The organism is Amycolatopsis thermalba (assembly GCF_003385215.1).
In the GTDB taxonomy this organism is placed as follows: Bacteria; Actinomycetota; Actinomycetes; order Mycobacteriales; family Pseudonocardiaceae; genus Amycolatopsis_E; species Amycolatopsis_E thermalba.
The window spans coordinates 20,763-39,734 of the sequence record NZ_PQHW01000063.1 but is presented as its reverse complement, the minus strand read 5'-3'; the positions used below and the strand labels follow the sequence as shown (position 1 = coordinate 39,734).

The 18,972-nt window shown below is 65.9% G+C and carries 17 protein-coding genes and 1 pseudogene; 14 read left to right on the top strand and 4 right to left on the bottom strand.

Annotated features, from left to right (window positions below; translation table 11 throughout):
- Nucleotides 1–129: 129 nt before the first annotated feature.
- Nucleotides 130–1,032: an NAD(P)-dependent oxidoreductase gene (locus tag D0D15_RS23090; RefSeq protein WP_094004775.1), complete on the bottom strand. Its 903-nt coding sequence runs from the start codon at nucleotides 1,030–1,032 to the stop codon at nucleotides 130–132.
- Nucleotides 1,033–1,096: 64 nt separating this feature from the next.
- On the opposite strand from D0D15_RS23090, the gene D0D15_RS23085 reads away from it, so the two are divergent.
- Nucleotides 1,097–1,531 carry a MerR family transcriptional regulator gene (locus D0D15_RS23085; protein ID WP_338024694.1) on the top strand — a complete coding sequence of 145 codons (435 nt, stop codon included), beginning with the start codon at nucleotides 1,097–1,099 and terminating at the stop codon, nucleotides 1,529–1,531.
- 69 nt (nucleotides 1,532–1,600) lie between these two features.
- Nucleotides 1,601–2,170, top strand: a complete 570-nt coding sequence (locus D0D15_RS23080) for a carboxymuconolactone decarboxylase family protein (protein ID WP_094004777.1) — start codon at nucleotides 1,601–1,603, stop codon at nucleotides 2,168–2,170.
- Here the strand turns inward: D0D15_RS23080 and D0D15_RS23075 are convergent.
- A complete protein-coding gene (locus D0D15_RS23075) occupies nucleotides 2,130–3,074 on the bottom strand; it encodes a sigma-70 family RNA polymerase sigma factor (protein ID WP_115944728.1) in 945 nt (314 codons plus the stop codon). The two genes, D0D15_RS23080 and D0D15_RS23075, sit on opposite strands and share 41 nt — an antisense overlap.
- Before the next feature lie 51 nt (nucleotides 3,075–3,125).
- On the opposite strand from D0D15_RS23075, the gene dnaG reads away from it, so the two are divergent.
- The 10 genes and pseudogenes from dnaG to D0D15_RS23025 all read left to right on the top strand — a co-directional run bounded on the left by dnaG (nucleotide 3,126) and on the right by D0D15_RS23025 (nucleotide 17,244).
- Nucleotides 3,126–5,012, top strand: a complete 1,887-nt coding sequence (gene dnaG / locus D0D15_RS23070; protein WP_094004778.1) for a DNA primase — start codon at nucleotides 3,126–3,128, stop codon at nucleotides 5,010–5,012.
- A 3-nt stretch (nucleotides 5,013–5,015) separates the two neighbouring features.
- Complete coding sequence (locus D0D15_RS23065; RefSeq protein ID WP_094004779.1) at nucleotides 5,016–5,537, top strand: hypothetical protein; 522 nt, start codon at nucleotides 5,016–5,018, stop codon at nucleotides 5,535–5,537.
- A 15-nt stretch (nucleotides 5,538–5,552) separates the two neighbouring features.
- Nucleotides 5,553–6,308: a trans-aconitate 2-methyltransferase gene (locus tag D0D15_RS23060; protein ID WP_094004780.1), complete on the top strand. Its 756-nt coding sequence runs from the start codon at nucleotides 5,553–5,555 to the stop codon at nucleotides 6,306–6,308.
- Nucleotides 6,309–6,325: 17 nt separating this feature from the next.
- Nucleotides 6,326–6,982: a transcriptional repressor LexA gene (lexA, locus tag D0D15_RS23055; RefSeq protein ID WP_094004781.1), complete on the top strand. Its 657-nt coding sequence runs from the start codon at nucleotides 6,326–6,328 to the stop codon at nucleotides 6,980–6,982.
- A 554-nt stretch (nucleotides 6,983–7,536) separates the two neighbouring features.
- Nucleotides 7,537–9,282, top strand: coding sequence for a type I restriction-modification system subunit M (locus D0D15_RS23050; RefSeq protein WP_094004782.1), 1,746 nt, complete (start codon nucleotides 7,537–7,539; stop codon nucleotides 9,280–9,282).
- On the top strand, nucleotides 9,279–10,526 hold the full coding sequence (locus tag D0D15_RS23045) for a restriction endonuclease subunit S (protein WP_094004783.1): 1,248 nt from the start codon (nucleotides 9,279–9,281) through the stop codon (nucleotides 10,524–10,526). The genes D0D15_RS23050 and D0D15_RS23045 overlap by 4 nt, the downstream gene beginning before the upstream one ends.
- Nucleotides 10,526–13,663: a type I restriction endonuclease subunit R gene (locus D0D15_RS23040; protein ID WP_094004784.1), complete on the top strand. Its 3,138-nt coding sequence runs from the start codon at nucleotides 10,526–10,528 to the stop codon at nucleotides 13,661–13,663. Before D0D15_RS23045 ends, D0D15_RS23040 begins: the two co-directional genes overlap by 1 nt.
- A gap of 163 nt (nucleotides 13,664–13,826) precedes the next feature.
- A pseudogene (locus D0D15_RS23035) lies at nucleotides 13,827–14,111 on the top strand (tyrosine-type recombinase/integrase); the annotation flags it as partial.
- Nucleotides 14,112–14,897: 786 nt separating this feature from the next.
- The gene (locus tag D0D15_RS23030) at nucleotides 14,898–16,541 is read left to right on the top strand and encodes an Eco57I restriction-modification methylase domain-containing protein (protein WP_094004786.1); all 1,644 of its coding nucleotides are present in this window, start codon (nucleotides 14,898–14,900) and stop codon (nucleotides 16,539–16,541) included.
- Nucleotides 16,534–17,244, top strand: a complete 711-nt coding sequence (locus D0D15_RS23025) for a PaeR7I family type II restriction endonuclease (RefSeq protein WP_143266168.1) — start codon at nucleotides 16,534–16,536, stop codon at nucleotides 17,242–17,244. Before D0D15_RS23030 ends, D0D15_RS23025 begins: the two co-directional genes overlap by 8 nt.
- Nucleotides 17,245–17,267: 23 nt before the next feature.
- Here D0D15_RS23025 and D0D15_RS23020 read toward each other — a convergent pair whose 3' ends face one another.
- Nucleotides 17,268–17,510 carry a helix-turn-helix domain-containing protein gene (locus tag D0D15_RS23020; RefSeq protein WP_094004788.1) on the bottom strand — a complete coding sequence of 81 codons (243 nt, stop codon included), beginning with the start codon at nucleotides 17,508–17,510 and terminating at the stop codon, nucleotides 17,268–17,270.
- A 128-nt stretch (nucleotides 17,511–17,638) separates the two neighbouring features.
- Between D0D15_RS23020 and D0D15_RS23015 the strand changes: the two genes are divergently transcribed.
- Nucleotides 17,639–17,938 (top strand): winged helix-turn-helix domain-containing protein, encoded by a 300-nt coding sequence (locus tag D0D15_RS23015; RefSeq protein WP_233157174.1) that lies wholly within the window; start codon nucleotides 17,639–17,641, stop codon nucleotides 17,936–17,938.
- Between the two features lie 15 nt (nucleotides 17,939–17,953).
- Nucleotides 17,954–18,532, top strand: a complete 579-nt coding sequence (locus D0D15_RS23010) for an HD domain-containing protein (protein WP_094004789.1) — start codon at nucleotides 17,954–17,956, stop codon at nucleotides 18,530–18,532.
- On the opposite strand, the gene D0D15_RS23005 is transcribed toward D0D15_RS23010, so the two are convergent.
- Entirely contained in the window at nucleotides 18,501–18,971 is a 471-nt protein-coding gene (locus D0D15_RS23005; protein WP_094004790.1) for an NUDIX hydrolase, read from the bottom strand. The genes D0D15_RS23010 and D0D15_RS23005 overlap by 32 nt on opposite strands.
- Between the last annotated feature and the right edge of the window lies 1 nt (nucleotide 18,972).

The following is an 18,972-nucleotide window of genomic DNA, read 5'->3' as shown; positions in this document are numbered from 1 at the left end:
TTACGGTGGTGCATGGACGGGTCTTTCTCTCGGCGGATGAGTGGGTCGCACTTCTCATCCTGCCGCCGAAAGACCCGTCCCCTCGTCTCAAGCCCCCGCAGCCGACACCAACGTCATGACCCGCAACGGCTAGCGTGCCTGGTGCTTGAAGACCTCGAACACCGCCAGGTAGTTCTTGCCGCCGTGGCCGTCAGCGATCGCTCGTGCCGCGATTTCCCTCATCAGGCGCGGCTGGTCGGTCTGCACGCCCTGTTCCTGGGCGGTGCGCGCGATGTGGTCCAGCGCGTTGAGGTTCATCTCCAAGGTGCCGAGATCACCCGGGTACTCGCCCTTGTCCAGGACCGGTGCCTCCTCGGCGAGCATCGGGCCCAGCACCGCGGGCAGGAACCAGCCGATGGCCAGTTCGGCGAACTCCACCGCCGGCACCCCGGCCGAGCCGGCCATCGCGGTGGCGTGCAGGTATCCGTTGATGGTGGCGTACATCATCTCCAGCAGCGCGGTGTTGTACAGCACCGCCAGGCCGGGATCGGAGCCGAGGTACCGGGGGTCGCCCATGCTCGCCAGCGTCGGCCGGTGCTCGTCGAACACCTCCCGCGAACCGCTGTAGAGGAAGACGGATCCGGGGTGCCCGACCATCGGCGGCGGCACCATGATCGCACCGTCCAGGTACGAGACGCCGCGCTCGGCCGCCCACCCGGCCGCCGCGTGCGCCTCCTTCGGAGTGCCGGAGTTGAGGTTCACCAGCACCCGCCCCCGCAGGGCGTCGCCGGCGGAGCCGAAGACCTCGTACATGGTCTCGTAGTCCTTGAGGCACATGATCGTGACCGGGCTCGCGGACACCGCCTCGGCGACGGTCGCCGCGCGGCGGACGCCCGTGGCGACCAGGCGATCGGCCTTTCCCGGGGTGCGGTTCCAGACGGTCGTGCGGTGGCCGCGGCCCCGGAGCGCCCCGGCGAGGGCGAGGCCCATGGGCCCGAGGCCGACGACGGTGACGGGCGCCTGCCGCGCGCTTGCTGATTGTTCGTTCGTCATGCGAATAGACTGCGATCTCACACCGATGAGAGAGTCAACTGAACGTGGTGGTCGTCATATGCGCATGGGCGAGTTTTCGCGACGGACCGGGGTCAGCCAGCGGCTGCTGCGGTATTACGAGGAGCAGGGCTTGCTCACGCCGTCGCGGCGGCCGAGTGGCTACCGCGAGTTCACCGAGGAGGACATCGCCACGGTCCGGGGCATCCGGATACTGCTCGGCGCCGGCCTCAACACCGCCACCATCGCCGAACTGCTGCCCTGCATGATCGACGACGGCCGGATCCTGGCTGCGGCGTGTTCCGGCACGCTGGCCGGCCTGGACCGGGAGCGCGAACGCATCGACCAGGCCGTGGCCGGTCTGCTGGCCGCCCGCCGCACCCTGGACGCCATCATCGCCGCCACGGACCCGGCCGTGACCGGCGATCCGGAAGCCTGCGTGGCGGCCGGTTCCGGGATCCGGCCCGACGACACCGGTTCGCTGGCTGGCGCCACCACGTGATGCGGCGCCGGTCTGTCACATCTCGCGAAGCCGTCTCGTCCCCTTCGTAGGACCACGAAGGAGGACCCCATGCCACGCATCCCCGCGGTGACCGAACAGGACGCCGGACTGCTCACCAAGCTCGTCTACCGCTACGCGCGCAAGCGGTTCGGCGCCGTGCCCGAGCCGTTCGCCGTCGTCGCACACCGGCCTGCCCTGATGCGCGCCAGCGGGATCCACGAGATGCTCGTCGAGAAGGCGGTCAAGCACCTGCCGGTGAACGTCGCCGAGCTGGCCCAGTACCGGACGGCCGTGCGGCTGGGCTGCTCGTGGTGCGTCGACTTCGGCACGATGCTGCAGAAGCACGCCGGGCTGGACATCGACCGCCTGAAGAACATCGACGCCTACGCCACCTCGGAGCTGTTCACCCGCCAGGAACGCCTCGCCCTGGCCTACGCCGACGCGATGTCCGAAACGCCGGTCGCGGTCACCGACGAGCAGGTCGCCGAGCTGGAGCGGGAGTTCGGCCGCGCCGGGCTGGTGGAGCTGACCTACCTCGTCGGCCTGGAGAACCAGCGCGCCCGCGTCAACAGCGCCCTCGGCATCACCGACCAGGGCTTCACGTCCGGGGACGCGTGCCGGGTGCCGCAAGCCGGGTGAGCTTGTCCGGGTTGGCCTGGTCGTAGATCGCGGTGATCCGCCCCTCCCGGACGGTGAACATCTCCAGGTGCGCGTCCAGCGGCCGGTAGCCGTCGCCGCCCGGGGCGGGCGGCAGGTAGAACCCGAGATCGCCGTTGACCAGCAGCGGACGCCCGTCGGTCAGCGCTTCCGGCCGGTAGAACCGCCGCAGGCCGAGGAAGAAGCGGATGACCTTGTCCGCGCCCACCATGACCTGCACCGAGGTCTTGGCCTTGCCGTTGCTGTCACCGATGAGCACGACGTCGGGGTGCAGCACCTCGGCCACCGCCCGGACGTCGCCGTTCGCCAGCGCCCGCAGGAACCGGTCGAGCACCTCCTGCTGCTCGGCCAGGTCCGCGCGCGGCGGCGGCTGGGCGTCGTCCAGCGCACGGCGTCCGCGCGAGGCGTGCTGACGGGCCGTCGCGGTGGTCACCCCGAGGATCTCCGCGATCTCGTCGAACGGCACGGCGAACGCGTCGTGCAGCACGAACGCCACCCGCTGCTCGGGCGTGAGGCGGTCGAGCACGACCATCGCCGCCATGCGGACACCCTCGTCGCGGACCGCGGCCTCCAGCGGATCGTCCCCGGCCGGCGCGCCCAGCGGCGTGATGATCGGCTCCGGCAGCCACTGGCCGACGTACTTCTCGCGCCGCGCCGTCGCCGACCGCAGCCGGTCCAGGCAGATCCGCCCGACCACCGTGGTCAGCCACGCTCGCGGCTCCTGGATCTGCGTGCGCTTGCCCTCGCTCAGCGCGGCCAGCCGCAGCCACGACTCCTGCACCGCGTCCTCGGCGTCGCTCACCGAACCGGTCAGCCGGTAGGCGACGGCCGTCAGGTGCGCGCGCAGCCCGGCGAACTCCGTGGCGAGGGCATCCAGCGTGGTCACGCACCGAGTGTGCCGTACGGCCCGGCCCCGCCGGTCACTAGACTGGTCGTCGTGGCAGGCCGGATCCGGGAAAGTGACATCGCGGAGGTTCGCCAGCGCAACCGGATCGACGAGGTCGTGGGCGACTACGTGGCGCTGCGCAACGCCGGCGGGGGAGCGCTGAAGGGGCTGTGCCCGTTCCACGACGAGAAGACCCCGTCGTTCAACGTCCGCCCCACGCACGGCACCTTCCACTGCTTCGGCTGCGGCGAGGGTGGCGACGTCATCAAGTTCCTGATGAAGATCGACCACCTCCCGTTCGTCGAGGCGGTCGAGCGGCTGGCCGACCGCGTCGGGTTCCGGCTCACCTACGAGGGTGGCGGCGGCAGCGTCCAGCGCGACCGCGGCACGCGCTCCCGCATGGTCGAGGCGCACAAGGTGGCCGCCGAGTTCTACGCCGAGCAGCTGCGCACGCCCGAGGCCCGGATCGCCCGCGACTTCCTCGCCGAGCGCGGCTTCGACGAGACCGCGGCCCGCACGTTCACCTGCGGCTACGCCCCGGCCGGCTGGGACAAGCTGACGAAGTACCTGCTCAACCGCGGGTTCGAGTTCAGCGAGCTGCTCAAGGCCCAGCTGGTCAAGGAGGGCCGCCAGGGGCCGATCGACCGGTTCCACCGGCGGCTGGTGTGGCCGATCCGGGACCTGTCCGGCGACGTCGTCGGGTTCGGCGCGCGTCGGCTGCACGACGACGACCCGATCCAGGCCAAGTACCTCAACACCAGCGAGAGCCCGGTCTACAAGAAGTCGCAGGTGCTGTTCGGGCTCGACCTCGCCAAGCGCGAGATCGCCAAGCGGCACCAGGTGGTCGTGGTCGAGGGCTACACCGACGTGATGGCGATGCACGCGTCCGGCGTGCCCACCGCGGTCGCCTCCTGCGGCACCGCGTTCGGCGAGGACCACATGAAGGTGCTGCGCCGGCTGCTGATGGACGACGACGCGTTCCGCGGCGAGATCATCTTCACCTTCGACGGCGACGAGGCGGGCCAGAAGGCGGCGCTGAAGGCGTTCGAGGGCGAGCAGACCTTCGCCGGCCAGACCTACATCGCGGTCGCGCCGGACGGCATGGACCCGTGCGACCTGCGACTGGCCAAGGGGGAGTCCGCGGTACGCGACCTGGTGGCCCGGCGCACGCCGCTGTTCGAGTTCGCGATCCGCAGCATCCTCAAGGAGTACGACCTCGACTCGGTCGACGGCCAGGTCGCCGCGCTGCAGCGCACCGTGCCGCTGGTCGCGCAGATCAGGGACCGCGCGAAGCGGGACGGCTACGCCACCAAGCTGTCGTGGTGGGTCGGCTGGCAGGACGAAGCCATGGTCGTGCGGCGGGTGCGGGAGAGCGCGGGCGGCGCGGTCCGGGGCAACGGCCGCCGTCCGGCGCAGCGCGTCAACGGCACCGCGGTGGCGGACGTGCCGCGACCGGACCCGAACGACCCGCGGCTGATGGCGCAGCGCGAGGTGCTCAAGGCGGCGCTGCAGGAACCGGCGTACGCGGGCCCGGAGTACGACGCCCTGCCCGAGGAGGCCTTCACGCACCCGGCGTACGTGGCGGTGCACCGGGCGGTGCTGAAGGCCGGTGGTGCCAGCAGCGGGTTGTCCGGGCCGGCGCTGATCGACGCGGCGAGCCCGTACACGCCGGAGGGGCCGGTGCGGTCGCTGCTGTCGGAGCTGGCCGTGGAACCGTTGCGCGCCAAGGGCGAGGCCGACGGCCGCTACATCGGCAGCATGATCGCCGCGGTGCAGGAGAACCTGGTGGGGCGGCAGATCGCGGAGATCAAGTCGCGCCTGCAGCGGCTGTCGCCGATCGAGGCGGCCGACGACTACCGCGCCCTGTTCGGCGACCTCGTCGCGCTGGAGGAGTACCGCAAGGCGCTCAAGGCCCAGGCGATCGGCGGGATGGACTAGCGCGTGCGGTGGCTGCGACGGCTGATCGGCGACCCCCTCCCGGAGGACTTCCCCGGGCGGCTGGTGGAGTCGGAGAACGCGATCGGGTCGGCGCCCGTGCGCGGCGGCGGGCACCTCGTGGTGACCGAGCTGGGGTTGTGGATCCCCGTGCCCGAGGGTGCCCGGCGCATCGGGTGGCACCTGATCAGCAAGGCGACCTGGGGTGACGGGACGCTGACGGTCACCGAGGCCGAGGAGACCGGCACGGCGGGGGCGGCGGTCGTGCTGCGTGATCGGGAGCCGGTGCGGTTCGAGCTGCCGCGGCCGGGCAAGGTGCCGTGGCTGGTCCGCCAGCGGGTGGACGGCTCGATCCGGGGCCGGCACCGCGCCGAGCTGACCAGCGGCGGGGTGTGGTTCGTGCAGCGGAAGCTGCCCGGGCGGGACGGGGTCGTGCTGCAGGCGCGGCCGGATGCCGGAGTGGACCTCGAGGTCGTCGCCGCGATCGCGCGCGAGGCCGCGGAGAAGCTGGCGCCGCCCCAGGCCTAGCAGTACGCTCGTACTGTGTGGGATCCGGTGAAGTACCTCGACTACGCGGACCTGCGGGGACGCCCGTTCTACGACCTGATCGCCCGGATCGGCGCGACTGACCCGCGGCGGGTCGTCGACCTGGGCTGCGGCCCCGGCAACCTCACGGTGTCGCTGGCTTCGCGCTGGCCAGGGGCGAAGCTGGAGGCGCTGGACAGCTCGCCGGAGATGGTCGAGGCGGCGCGGGCCGCGGGGGTCGACGCGCAGGTGGGCGACGTGCGGGAGTGGTCGCCGTCCCCGGACACGGACGTGGTGGTCACCAACGCGGTGCTGCAGTGGGTGCCGGAGCACCGTTCGTTGTTGCGGCGCTGGGTGGAGGAGTTGCCCGCGGGCGCCTGGTTCGCGATGCAGGTGCCGGGCAACATGGATTCGCCGTCGCACTCGCTGGTTCGTGAGGTGGCTGGTCGTGCGGAGTGGGTTTCTCGCGTGGGCGGGCTGCGTGGCGTCGAGGCGGTCGACTCACCCCTGGAGTACGCGGAGTTGTTCGCCGACGCGGGTTGCTTCGTCGACGCCTGGGAGACGACGTACGTCCAGCGGCTGAGCGGGCCGGACGCGGTGCTGGAGTGGATCACCGGGACGGCGTTGCGGCCGGTGCGGGCGGCGCTGGACGACGGTGAGTGGGCTCGGTTCCGGGCGGAGCTGGCGCCGCTGCTGAACGAGGCGTATCCGCCGCGGCCGGACGGGACGACGTGGTTCCCGTTCCGGCGGGTGTTCGCGGTGGCGCGGGTGTGAACGTCTAACATCCGCGGGTGGCCTCCTACGACGATCTTTTCGAGCACCTGGACGTGGCGTCACTGCCCGAGCGGCAGCAGCGGATCCTGGTCGCGATCCGCGATTGGGTGAACCGGTACGGGTACGCGCCGAACACGCGGGAGATCGGGGAGGCGGTCGGGCTGCGGTCCTCGTCGTCGGTGTCGAAGCACCTGGCGGCGTTGGAGGAGAAGGGTTTCCTGCGCCGCAGCGCGACGATGTCCCGGCCGATCGACGTGCGGGCGTTCCTTTCCGGTTCTTCGTCGCGGGCGGATTCCGGTGACTCGGTGCCGGTGCCCGTGGTGGGCGACATCGCGGCCGGCACGCCCATCTCGGCGATCGAGCAGCTGGACGACACGCTGACCCTGCCGCGCGAGCTGACCGGCCGGGGCACGGTGTTCGGCCTACGGGTACGCGGCGATTCAATGATCGACGCAGCGATCTGCGACGGCGACATCGTGGTGGTGCGCCAGCAGTCGGAGGCGCACTCGGGCCAGATCGTCGCGGCAATGATCGACGAGGAGGCGACGGTGAAGGTCTACCGGCGCCGCAACGGGCACGTGTACCTGGAACCGAGAAACCCAGCGTACGAGGTGATAGACGGCGACCGGGCGGTGATCCTGGGGGCCGTGGTGTCGGTGCTGCGGAGCGTCTGATCTTGGGGCCGGGGAGGTGGAGACCTGGGCTTCTGCTGTGGTGACTCGCCCTGCCTCTTCGGCATTTGCCACGTCTGTTCGCGCTAGTTTCGCCCCTGTTGATGTCACGATTTGATGTCAGCGGTGGGTCGCCGGGCGGACGCAAAAACGCTGTTCAAAGCGTTGCGCCTGGACCGTGCTCCACCTTTCCGCGATCCAGAGCCGCCCGTAACCGGTCGGAGCGCTGTCAACCCCTTGTAACTGATCACGCCGCACAGCCGAACTACGAGATGTGACTGTGCGTGCACGAGCCGACCACCAGAGGCGCGATCGGTGCGAAGCGGGGTTGACGACACCCGGCCCGGATTTGTTTGTCCGGCGATTGCGCAAAGGTGCTGCCTCCCGTCGGCCGCCTGCCTCTGCTGACCTCGCGGCAGGCAGGGTGCCGTGATGCACAATGATGCTCTTGTGACGCACCGGCTGCCGCAGACTGTGCGCTGTCTGTTCGGACGGCTCGCACGGGCTCGCGCTGAGCGTCCAACATTCATCGTCGAGTGAGCCTCGTAAGGAGCTTTGTGAGCACGCTGGGTAGTTTCATCTGGTCGATCGCCGACCAGCTTCGGGGTCCATACCGCCCTAACCAGTACGGCAACGTGATTTTGCCGCTCACGATCCTGCGCCGCCTCGACTGCATCCTCGAGCCCGACCGCGAGACGGTGCGTGAGCTGGCGGCGAAGTACGACAATCCGAACCGGCTCAGAATCGAGGTCAAGAAGGCGACCGGCCGGCCGTTCTACAACACGTCGAATTACTCCTTCGCCAACCTGCTGGCCGACGCCGACGGGCTGGCGGACAACTTGGCCGACTACATCGACCGGTTCTCGCCCGATGTCGACGTCTTCGAGTACTTCGACTTCAAGAAGGAAATCCTCGCCTTGGAGAAGGCGGGGCTCCTGCGCGAGGTCATCACGTCCTTCAAGGCCGTCGATCTGCATCCGGACGTCGTGTCCAACGCCGACATGGGCGATGCGTTCGAGTACATCATCCGCAAGTTCAACGAGGCCGCGAACGAGACCTCCGGCGATCACTACACCCCGCGGGACGCGATCCGGCTGCTGGTCGACTTGCTCTTCGCCGAGAGGGACGTCGACCTGGCCGAGGCCGGCATCGTCCGCACGCTGTACGACCCCACCGCAGGCACCGGCGGCATGCTCGCCCTGGCCGAGGAGCACCTGCTCGCACAGAACCGCGGCGCGAAGCTGAGCCTGTATGGCCAGGAGTACAACCCTCAGTCGTACGCGATCTGCAAGTCCGACCTGCTGGCCAAGGGGCATGACGCGACCAACATCGCCTTCGGCAACACGCTGACCGATGACGCGTTCAAGGGCCGCCAGTTCGACTTCTGCATGTCCAATCCGCCGTACGGCGTCGACTGGAAGCAGTACGCCAAGGCAGTCACGAGGGAGCGCAACGAAGCCGGCCCCTATGGCCGGTTCGCCCCTGGTCTCCCGGCGACGTCGGATGGCCAGATGCTCTTCCTGCTCCACCTGGCTCACAAGATGCGGGCGCCGGAGGACGGCGGCGGCCGGGCCGGGATCGTGATGAACGGCTCACCGCTCTTCAACGGTGGCGCCGAGTCCGGCCCCTCCAACATCCGTAGGTGGCTGCTGGAGAACGACCTGGTCGATGCCATCGTCGCGCTGCCGACGAACATGTTCTTCAACACCGGTATCGCCACCTACATCTGGATTCTTGACAACGCGAAGCATCCCGACCGCAAGGGCAAGGTCCAGCTCATCGACGGAACGTCGTTCTGGACCAAGATGCGCAAGAATCTCGGCGCCAAGAACCGTGAGCTCAGCGACGCGGACCGCGCCAAGATCGTCCGGCTGTACGCCGACTTCGAAGACGCAGACCCCGACTTCTCCAAGGTGCTGCGCAACGACGAGTTCGGCTACTGGACCATCACCGTGGAGCGCCCCCTCCATGACGAGAATGGCAAGCTGGCGGTGGACCGTAAGGGCAAGCCCAAGCCGGACACCAAGAAGCGCGACACCGAGAATGTCCCGTTCACCTACGGCGGCTCGACCGCCGGTGCGGCCGGCAAGTTCGAGGTCATCCAGGCGTACTTCGACGCCGAGGTAAAGCCGCACGTCCCCGACGCCTGGATCGATTGGGCCAAGGTCAAGACCGGCTACGAGATTCCCTTTACCCGGCATTTCTACAAGTACGTCCCGCCGCGTCCCCTCGCTGAGATCGATGCCGATCTGGAGAAGCAGGTCGCCAAGATCCTTGACTTGCTGCGGGAGGTGGAACAGTGACGGGGCCGCTGTGGGAGACGTTGCCTGAGGGCTGGCAGGCAGGACAGGTCAAGCACGCTGCGACGGTCACACTCGGCAAGATGTTGCAGAGCAATGATTCGGGCGGTGACGTTCGTGCACCCTACATGCGTGCCGCAAATGTGCAGCCCGACGGAGCGTTGTCCCTCAATGACGTGAACGAGATGTGGTTTAGCGAGGCGGAACTGGAGCAGTTGAGCATCCGAGCGGGGGACGTGGTTGTTGTCGAGGGCGGCCAAGGCGGGTTCGGCCGTGCTGCGTATGTCGACGAGGAGCTATCTGGCTGGGGATTCCAGAACTCGATCAACCGGCTCCGACCGATTGGCGGCTTCGATGGCCGCTTCATCGCGTTCTACCTGATCGCGCTGCGGGCTAGCGGTTTTGTTCATGCCTATTCCAACGTTGTCTCGATGCCGCACCTCACGGCGGAGAAGCTCGCCAGGATTCCGATTCCACTGCCCCCGCCAGAGGAACAGCGCACCATCGCCAACTACCTCGCCCGCGAGACCGCCCGCATCGACACGCTGATCGAGGAGCAGCAGCGCCTGATCGAGATGCTCCGCGAGCGGCGCCGGGCAGTGCCTATGCATGCCATTCTCCAGCCGACAGGTTCGGCGACAGACAAGCTTGGACGTACGGCTCGTATCGGCAATGGGTCGACTCCAAGACGGGATAGCGCTATCTATTGGCGCGGCGGGCACGTCCCTTGGCTGAACAGCTCCGTCGTCAACAAGTCTCGGGTCAGCGGAGCCGAGCAGTTTGTGACTGCCGTGGCGCTCCGCGAATGCCACCTGCCGGTTGTTGCTCCTGGCTCTGTCCTGGTTGGCCTGACCGGCCAGGGAAAGACACGCGGGATGGCAACGATTCTCGACATCGAGGCCACGGTGAACCAGCACGTTGCGTACGTAACTCCTGATCGGAGCCGGTGGTTGCCGGAGTACCTTTTGTGGTCGCTCAGAGCGGCTTATGACGAGCTTCGACGGCTTAGCGAGGAAAATGGAAGCACGAAGGGCGGCCTCACGTGCGAGGCGCTGAAGCAGTTTCGGCTCGCCGTACCTCCACTCGACGAGCAGCGCCGCATTGCAGCGTATCTCGACGAGCAGACCGCCAAGATCGACACCCTCATCGCCGAGACCGAGCGGTTCATCGAACTCGCTCGCGAGCGTCGTGCGGCGTTGATCACGGCGGCGGTGACGGGACAGATCGACGTGCGAGAGGCGGCGTGATGGCCGGTCACAACGAGGTTGTCTTCGAAACCGAGATCTGCGAGTACCTGGCCGAACATGGGTGGCTGTACTCGGAGAACGACAACGGCTACGACCGCGAACGCGCCCTGTTTCCCGAGGACCTCTTCGCGTGGCTGAAGGAGACCCAGCCGGCGGCGTACGGGAAAGCCTTGAAAGCCGCGGGGTCGGAGGCGAAGTTCCTCGACGTGCTGACCACGGCGCTCGACAAGCCCCTGGAACACGGTGGCGGGACGCTGAACATCCTGCGCAACGGGGTGCAGTACATCGGCGGTGGCCGGTTGAAGATGGCGCAGTTCCGCCCCGAGACCAGCCTGAACGCAACCACCAACGAGCGGTACGCGGCGATGCGTGTGCGGGTGATGCGGCAGGTGCATTTCTCCACCGCCGACCAGCGCAGCATCGACCTGGTGTTCTTCATCAACGGGCTCCCGGTCGCCACCGTCGAGCTGAAGACCGACTTCACCCAGTCGCTGGATGAGGCGATCAACCAGTACCGCAAGAACCGGCACCCGCTGACCAACGGCCGTCCGGAGCCGCTGTTGTCGTTCGGACACCGGGCGCTCGTGCACTTTGCCGTCTCCAACGACCTGGCCGCGATGACCACCCGGCTCGAGGGCGAGAAGACCCACTTCCTGCCATTCAATACGGGCCACAACGGGGGCGCGGGGAACCCGCCGGCTGAGGACGGCCGGTCGGCGACGGCATACCTGTGGGAGCGGGTCTGGGAGAAGCACGCCTGGCTCAACATCGTCGGCCGGCTGATGATCGTGGAAACCAAGGAGGAGTGGGATGTCACCACTGGCACCTCGGTGCGGCGTACGACCATGCTTTTCCCGCGGTTTCACCAATGGGAGGCCGTGACGAACATCGTGGACGCGGTGCGCGAGGAGGGCGTGGGGCAGCGCTACCTGATCGAGCACTCGGCAGGGTCCGGGAAGACGAACACCATCGCCTGGACTGCGCACCGGCTGGCGCGGCTGCACGTGAACGACGAGAAGGTCTTCGACTCGGTGATCGTGGTCGTGGACCGTACCGTCCTCGACGGGCAGCTCCAGGAGGCGATCCGGCAGATCGACGGGTCCGGGAAGATCGTGGCCACGATCAGCCCGGAGGACGTCCGCAAGGCGGGGGCGAAGTCGAAGTCCGGGCTGCTGGCGACCGCGCTGAAGAACGGTGAGCTGATCATCGCGGTGACGGTGCAGACCTTTCCGTTCGCGCTCGACGAGATCCGGGCCGACCAGGGGCTGAAGGGGAAGCGGTTCGCGGTGATCGCGGACGAGGCACACTCCTCGCAGTCCGGGCAGATCTCCTCCAAGCTCAAGGCCGTGCTGACCGCGGAGGAGGTCAAGGAGATCGAAGAGGGCGGCTCCGTCGACGTCGAGTCGATCCTGGCCGCGGAGATGACCGAGCGGGCCGAGTCGGAGAACATCTCCTACTTTGCGTTCACCGCGACGCCGAAGAACAAGACCTTGGAACTCTTCGGCCGCAAGGGTCCTGACGGCAAGCCGGTCGAGTTCCACCTCTACTCGATGCGGCAGGCAATCGAGGAGGGCTACATCCTCGACGTACTCAAGGGCTACCAGTCCTACGACACCGCACTGAAGATCGCTGGTCAGGCTGAGAGCGGTGACGGCGATGTGGTGGTGGAGGAGGCCGCAGCGCGGAAAGGGCTGATGCGGTGGGTGAAGCTGCACCCGACCAACATCAGTCAGAAGGTGCAGATCATCGTCGAGCACTTTCACGTCAACGTCGCCCACCTGCTGGAGGGCAAGGCGAAGGCGATGGTCGTGACCGACTCGCGCAAGGCCGCAGTGAAGTACAAGAAGGCGATCGACGCCTACATCGCCAAGCGAGCCGCCGTGGATTCCTCGTACAACTATCGCACTCTGGTCGCCTTCTCCGGCTCGGTGACCATGGCTGAGGACGAGGAGTGGGTCTCGGACTGGGGGCCACAGCCGAGCAAGGACGACGAGTTCACCGAGACCAACCTGAACCCGGGCGCCGGCTCTGATCTGGCCGCAGCCTTCAAGGGCACGACGTACAAGATTATGCTGGTCGCCAACAAATACCAGACGGGGTTCGATCAGCCGCTCCTCTTGGCAATGTACGTGGACAAGAAACTCTCCGGGGTCACGGCCGTGCAGACCCTCTCCCGGCTCAACCGGACCCACCGCACCGCGGGCGGGGAGCAGAAGCGCAAGACGTTCGTCATCGACTTCGTGAACAAGCCCGAGGACATCCGGGCTGCATTCGAGCCCTACTTCACCAATGCCACCCTGGAGACCGAGACTGACCCATACGTCGTTGTCCACCTAGCCATGAAGCTCGCCCAGGCTGGGATTTACACGCCGGAGCAGGTGCGACAGGTGGCCGAACTGTGGGTCACCCGCAAGGGCAACAACGCGCTCTCGGCAGCGATCAGTCCCGCCAAGGACGAGTTCGCCCGCCGCTATGCGAAGGCGATCGAGGCCGACGACAAGGTCACTCTCAACACCCTCGATCTGTTCCGCAAGGACGTCTCCACTTACGTCCGGCTTTACGACTTCATGAGTCAGATCGTCGACTACGGCGACCCGTACATGGAGATGCTGTCGATCTTCTTGCGGCTTCTCGAGAAGGTCATCGCAGATTCATCGTGGGCAGCCGAGGTCGACCTCTTCGACGTGGTCCTGGTCGGCGTCAAGCACACCAAGGGGACACCGGTCGACATTTCGCTGACCGGCGACGGGGAGCTCAAGGGCATCAGCGCCGCAGGCACTGGGGAGCGGAAGGAGCCGAAGTACGTCGCCCTCCAGGTCGTCATCGACAAGATGAACGATCTCTTCGGCGCCGAGTCGTTCACCGAGTCGCAGGTCCGGGAGTTCGTGCAGGGCCTGGTGCGGCGGCTGCTCGCCTATCCGGACCTGGTCAACCAGACCAAGGTGAACTCGAAAAAGCAGTTCATGGAGTCGCAGGATTTCCAAGCCGCGGTCACCGAGGCGGTCGTCGAGAACCAGTCGGCCCACAACACCATGGCCGACTACTTCTTCAGCGACGGTCCGGGTATCAGCGCCGTCATCATGGCGCTCGCGGACGCCTTCTACGAGGCCGCGATCGATCAGCGCACGGACGTGTGAGCAGCCCGGCCCGTAAGGAGGTCGTCCGGCCCGGTTGACCAGCGTTATGATTCCAACACCACCGCCACTCTGAGGCGGGTTCGGGTGAGCTGATGTTCGGGGAGTTTAGGCGCGTCGATCTGCATCGCGGCGTCAAGGAGCACCCTCGGCACCGGGGCAGCCGGACGACCTCGTGTTCATCACCCGATCGGGGAGGGGCGAGCCGTGGGACGTGAACACCATGCTCGACCGGGTGCTACGGAGAGCGAGCATCGACCGCAGCCGCGTGCATGACTTGCGCCACACCTGCGCGACGCTGCTCCTGGAGGACGGGGCGACCATCCGCGAGGTGATGGAGCAGCTCGGCCACGCCTCGATCACGACCACGGCCAACATCTACGGTCACGTGCTGGACCAGGCGAAGCGCCAGATGGCCGAGCGGATGAACCAGCTGGCCGCGGGGAACTGATGTCACCCCTGGATGTCAACAGGGCCCCGGATGATCTCCGGGGCCCTGTTTGCGCTGCTCCCCCGGCTGGACTCGAACCAGCAACCCTTCGGCTCGCTTTCGGGGTTTGTGGATGTTGCCGGTTGTGTTCTGCTGTTGCCCATGACCTCGGTCGATGCCGTTTCGGGTGATCGCGATGGTGGTCGTCGTTGCCCGCCATCTTCGGTCATTTCCGGCGGGTAAAGGGCGGATCTTCTGAGCCGCGCCGCGCTGCCCGGTCTCGCGCGCACCAACCAGGCGGCACCATCCCCGCGATCCACAGCCGCCCACAGCCGGGACGGACGCTGTCAACCCTGTAACCGATCACGCCGCAGCCGCGATCTACGTTCCGTGACGGTACGACCGCAGGGCGACCACCGCCGGCGTGATCGGCGCGAAGCGGGGTTGACAGCGTTCGGCCCGGCTTTGACCATGCGGCGATCGCGGGGACGGTGCACCCTCCGCCAGCCGCCGACGTTCAGCACTTCCTACGTCCCTCATGCGCCCTCCCGTGCCCCGCGCGCGCCGGCCGACGGCGCTGAGCGCGGCCGCGCCGAGCGGAGCGGGACAGCGCGGCCGCGCGCCAGTTCGGCCCGCGCGCCCGCCCGCCAGGGCGGCTTGAAGACGTAAAGAAAGTTCTCACTCGATCGTTGCTCTCGATGACGTGCGGGAACGACAGCAGAGTGCATGGACCCGGCGGCCGAGGCAGATCACGGCACGTTCAGGGGCCTACCGACCAACGGTCGGTGTCGCGTTTAAGGTAGCTCTGTGACTCTGGTGGCTCCTGCTACGCCGAATTACGGCGAAGTCTTCACCCGTCGATGGATCGTCGAGGTGCTCTTAGATCTAACCGGCTATACCTCCGGCCGCGACTTGGGATCCGTGCACCTCCTTGAGCCGTCCTGTGGTTCGGGAGCCTTCCTTGGCGTCGTCATTGAGCGCCTGATCGAGAGTGCGACCGCCTACGGTCGCAACCTCGCCGAGCTGGAGGACGCGATTCGGGCCTACGACCTCCAGACCAACCACGTGGAGGCCTCACGCGAGCTGTGCTGTCGTCTACTTCTGGACGCTGGCGTGTCTCAGACCGTTGCTCAGAAGCTTGCCGGCTCCTGGGTAAACCACGCCGATTTCCTTCTATCCGGCGTGGACGAGCGTTCGGTTGATGTTGTAATCGGAAACCCGCCATACATACGTTATGACGACCTCCCTGGTGATCTCGCTGCTAAGTATCGACACATGTGGCCGACAATGCGTGGACGGGGGGATATATACATCGGTTTTATTGAGCGCTCGCTCCGGTTGCTGGCCCCGGGCGGCAAGATCGGCTTTATCTGCGCCGACAGGTGGATGCGGAATCAGTACGGGTCTGACCTCCGACAGTTGATCGCCCAGCAGTATGCAGTAGAGCACATTTGGACAATGCATGACGTGCCCGCGTTCGAGGCTGAGGTGTCGGCATATCCCGCGATCATCGTCTTGGCCAACCAAAGTCAAGGATCCGCTGTAGTTGCTGATACGACTTCGGAATTTGGGCCAGCAAGGGCGCAAGCGCTAGTAAGAGCGGTTCAAGCTGAGGATTTTGAGGAGTTTACCGATCTGGGCGTGAAGGCCCATCGGCTGCCTCACTGGTTCGAGGGTAGTGAGCTGTGGCCTACAGGATCTCCGGCACGTTTGGCATTGATTGAGTACCTTAATGATCGGTTTAACCAGTTGCATGACCCAGGGACCGGAACCAAAGTATCCATTGGCGTCGCTACTGGAGCTGACAAGGTCTTCGTCACTAAGGATCGTTCAGTAGCTGAACCGGATCGCATGCTGCCATTGGCAATGCGTCGCGACCTCATGTCTGGAAGGTTCGATTGGCAAGGCAACTATCTTGTTAATCCCTGGGCTGAAGATGGCTCATTGGTTGCCCTTGACAAATACCCTAAGATGGCCGCCTACTTGTCTAGTCATCCGGTGTTGAAGGAGCGCTTTGTCGCGAAGAGGGATCCGGTGGCGTGGTATCGCACCATCGACAAGGTCCAGGCAAATCTCGTAAGGAAACCGAAGCTGTTGCTTCAGGACATGAAGACAACCATTCACCCGGTCCTGGAGCCTGGGGGCTGTTATCCTCACCATAACCTATACTACGTGATCTCGGAGACCTGGGACCTGGAAGTACTTGGTGGGATCCTGCTGTCCCGAGTTGCGCAGGCGTTCATCGAGGCATATTGCGTGCGTATGCGAGGTGGTACCCTCCGGTTTCAGGCCCAGTACCTCAAGCGCATTCGCGTTCCCAGGCAGCGCGATATCGACCCGGCAACCCAGGAAGCGCTAAAGGTCGCATTTCGTTCGCGCGATGCTGTTGCTGCTACAGAAGCAGCAGCTGTAGCTTACGGGATCAATCCAAAGGAATACGAACTTGTCTGATAACCTCGCGAACGATCCAACGCAGGTGGCTGTTTCACTGTTCTGGACTAAGCGCGCTGATCAAATTGCAGCGCTAGCTGATGGTGGACTAGCCGGCGGTGCGGCGCGCGCGGCGGGTCATATGAATGGAATTCGGGATCTCGTTCGCGATATTTTCATCGAGAACGGCATGCCGAAGGAATCGATCGTTTACGAACCGTTCCTTCCTGGCTTTTATCGTGCTCGTAAGCGGTGGGATATGGCTGTGCGCTATAAAGGTGCGCTTGTTGCTGCGCTTGAGTTTAAGAGCCAGGTTGGCAGTGTGGGAAAGAATATCAACAATCGATTTGAGGAAGCGCTCGGATCGGGTACGGATACTTGGGCGGCGCAAAGAAAGTTTGCTGCCTATGGGGAGGTGCCGCCATGGCTGGGATACGTCTTCGTTCTCCGCGAGGATGACGAGACTGAGCAACCTAATCGTCCCATCTCAGCGTTGTTTCCGGCCGATCCAACGTTTGAGGGAATGTCATACAATCAGCGTTACCAAGAGATGCTCAAGCGCTTTATGGGGGACAACATATACCAAGGCGGATGGTTTATCACCACAAAAACTGATAGCGAAGGTCGGGTTTCTTATGCGGAACCGCTTCCTACTGCATCTGGTAAAGCGTTCCGAGTAGCGGTGGAGGGGCGGGTCAACTTCATCCGAAGCGTGTTGGGGTGATGTCGGTTGGGTCGAGCTCAGAACTAAGTTTCCTCTGACTCCAGGTGGGTCAAGACCTCGTGAAGCGACGTGTTGAGAGCCGTGGCGATGTGTCGCAACTCGACCACGTCCAGTCGCCGTTCGCCGGTTTCGTATTTGCTGACGAACGACTGCGGCACGCCAAGGCGCTCTGATACCTGCACCTGCGTGAGGCCGGCCTCCTGGCGTAGCTCGCGCAGGAGGCGGCACAGCTGCTGGTACTCGGCCGAGTAGATCGACTTCTCCACCTGTCAAGGCGACCGGAGAGCCATCTCATATCCCAAAATCGGATATTCTGGCGCTCGTGCCCTGTCGCAGCGAGTGGCACCGTCATGCGGCGGGGCGCAACCGGTATCGCCGACAGGCAGGAGGGAGCATGAGCGATGACCTCGATGGCAGCCAAGCCGTCGACCAACGCATCGTCTTTGATCCGGGCAGCAACCCGGACAAGTACATCTACGAGCAGCTGGCCGATCATCTGGCCAGGCTCATCGCTGCGGGCCGACTGAAGCCCAACACGCCGTTGCCGGCCGAACGGCGGCTGGCCGCCGAGTACGGCGTCTCGCTGGGCACCGCCCGCCACGCGACCAGCATCCTGAGGGACCTGGGCTTGGTCGTGACTGTCCGCTCCAAGGGCACCTTCGTTCGCGGGCCTCGTGCGTCCGCTGAATCTTGACGTTACGGTGGGCGGATGTCGCTGATTTCGTGGGCATATGACCTCTCCGAGGCGAAGCTGCGTGACGCGCTGCCTCGACGATGGGCCCACGTCCAGGGCGTAGCCCGGCAGGCGCGCACCCTCGCGTCGATTGCCGGATCGGACGCTGAACTGCTGGAAGCCGCGGCCGTCCTTCACGACATCGGGTATGCCCCTGACCTGGTTGACACTGGCTTTCACCCCATCGACGGCGCTACCTACCTGGCCAAGGTCGATGCCCCCGAACGGCTTGTGCACCTCGTCGCACATCACTCCTACGCCGTCTATGAAGCCGAACTGCGGGGGCTGACTGACGAGCTGGCCGACTTCCACGACGAACGCGGCTCGATCCGCGACGCACTTTGGTACTGCGACCTCACCACCTCGCCCGATGGCGAGACCGTCGACGCCGAAGACCGCATTGCGGAGATCAAGCGGCGCTACGGCCCTGACCATCTCGTGACTCGGTTCATCACCGGTGCCACTCCTGAGCTGCTGGCAGCCGTCGAGCGCACGAAGGGCCGTCTTTCCGCCGTCTCGGCGGCTAACCCAAATGGACGTCCTGCGGGTTCTTGATCGCGTGATCGATGCGCAGCCGCATCGAGGGGTGGATGTCCAGCTCGTCCAGGCGCTCCGGCGCGACCCAGTGCACCTGCCGTGACTCCGAGCTGGGCCGCAGCGACCCTGCGAGCGGGCGGGCGTGGAAGCAGATCGAGAACTCCTGCCGGACCTCGCCGTCGTCGTAGGCGATCACGTGCTTGGGGTCGGAGTAGATGCCGCTGATCCCGGTCACCTCGACCGTCAGCCCGGTTTCCTCCTCGACCTCGCGCCGCACGGCGTCCACCACCGATTCGCCGAGGTCCTGGGCTCCGCCGGGGAGCGCCCACAGACCGTTGTCGGTGCGCTCGATCATCAGGATGTCGCCGGCCTCGTTACGCACCACAGCGGCGACCGCGGGCACGATGCTGTTGGCGGCCGGGGCGTCGGGGTCGTCGTAGTAGTCCTTCTTCGGCACG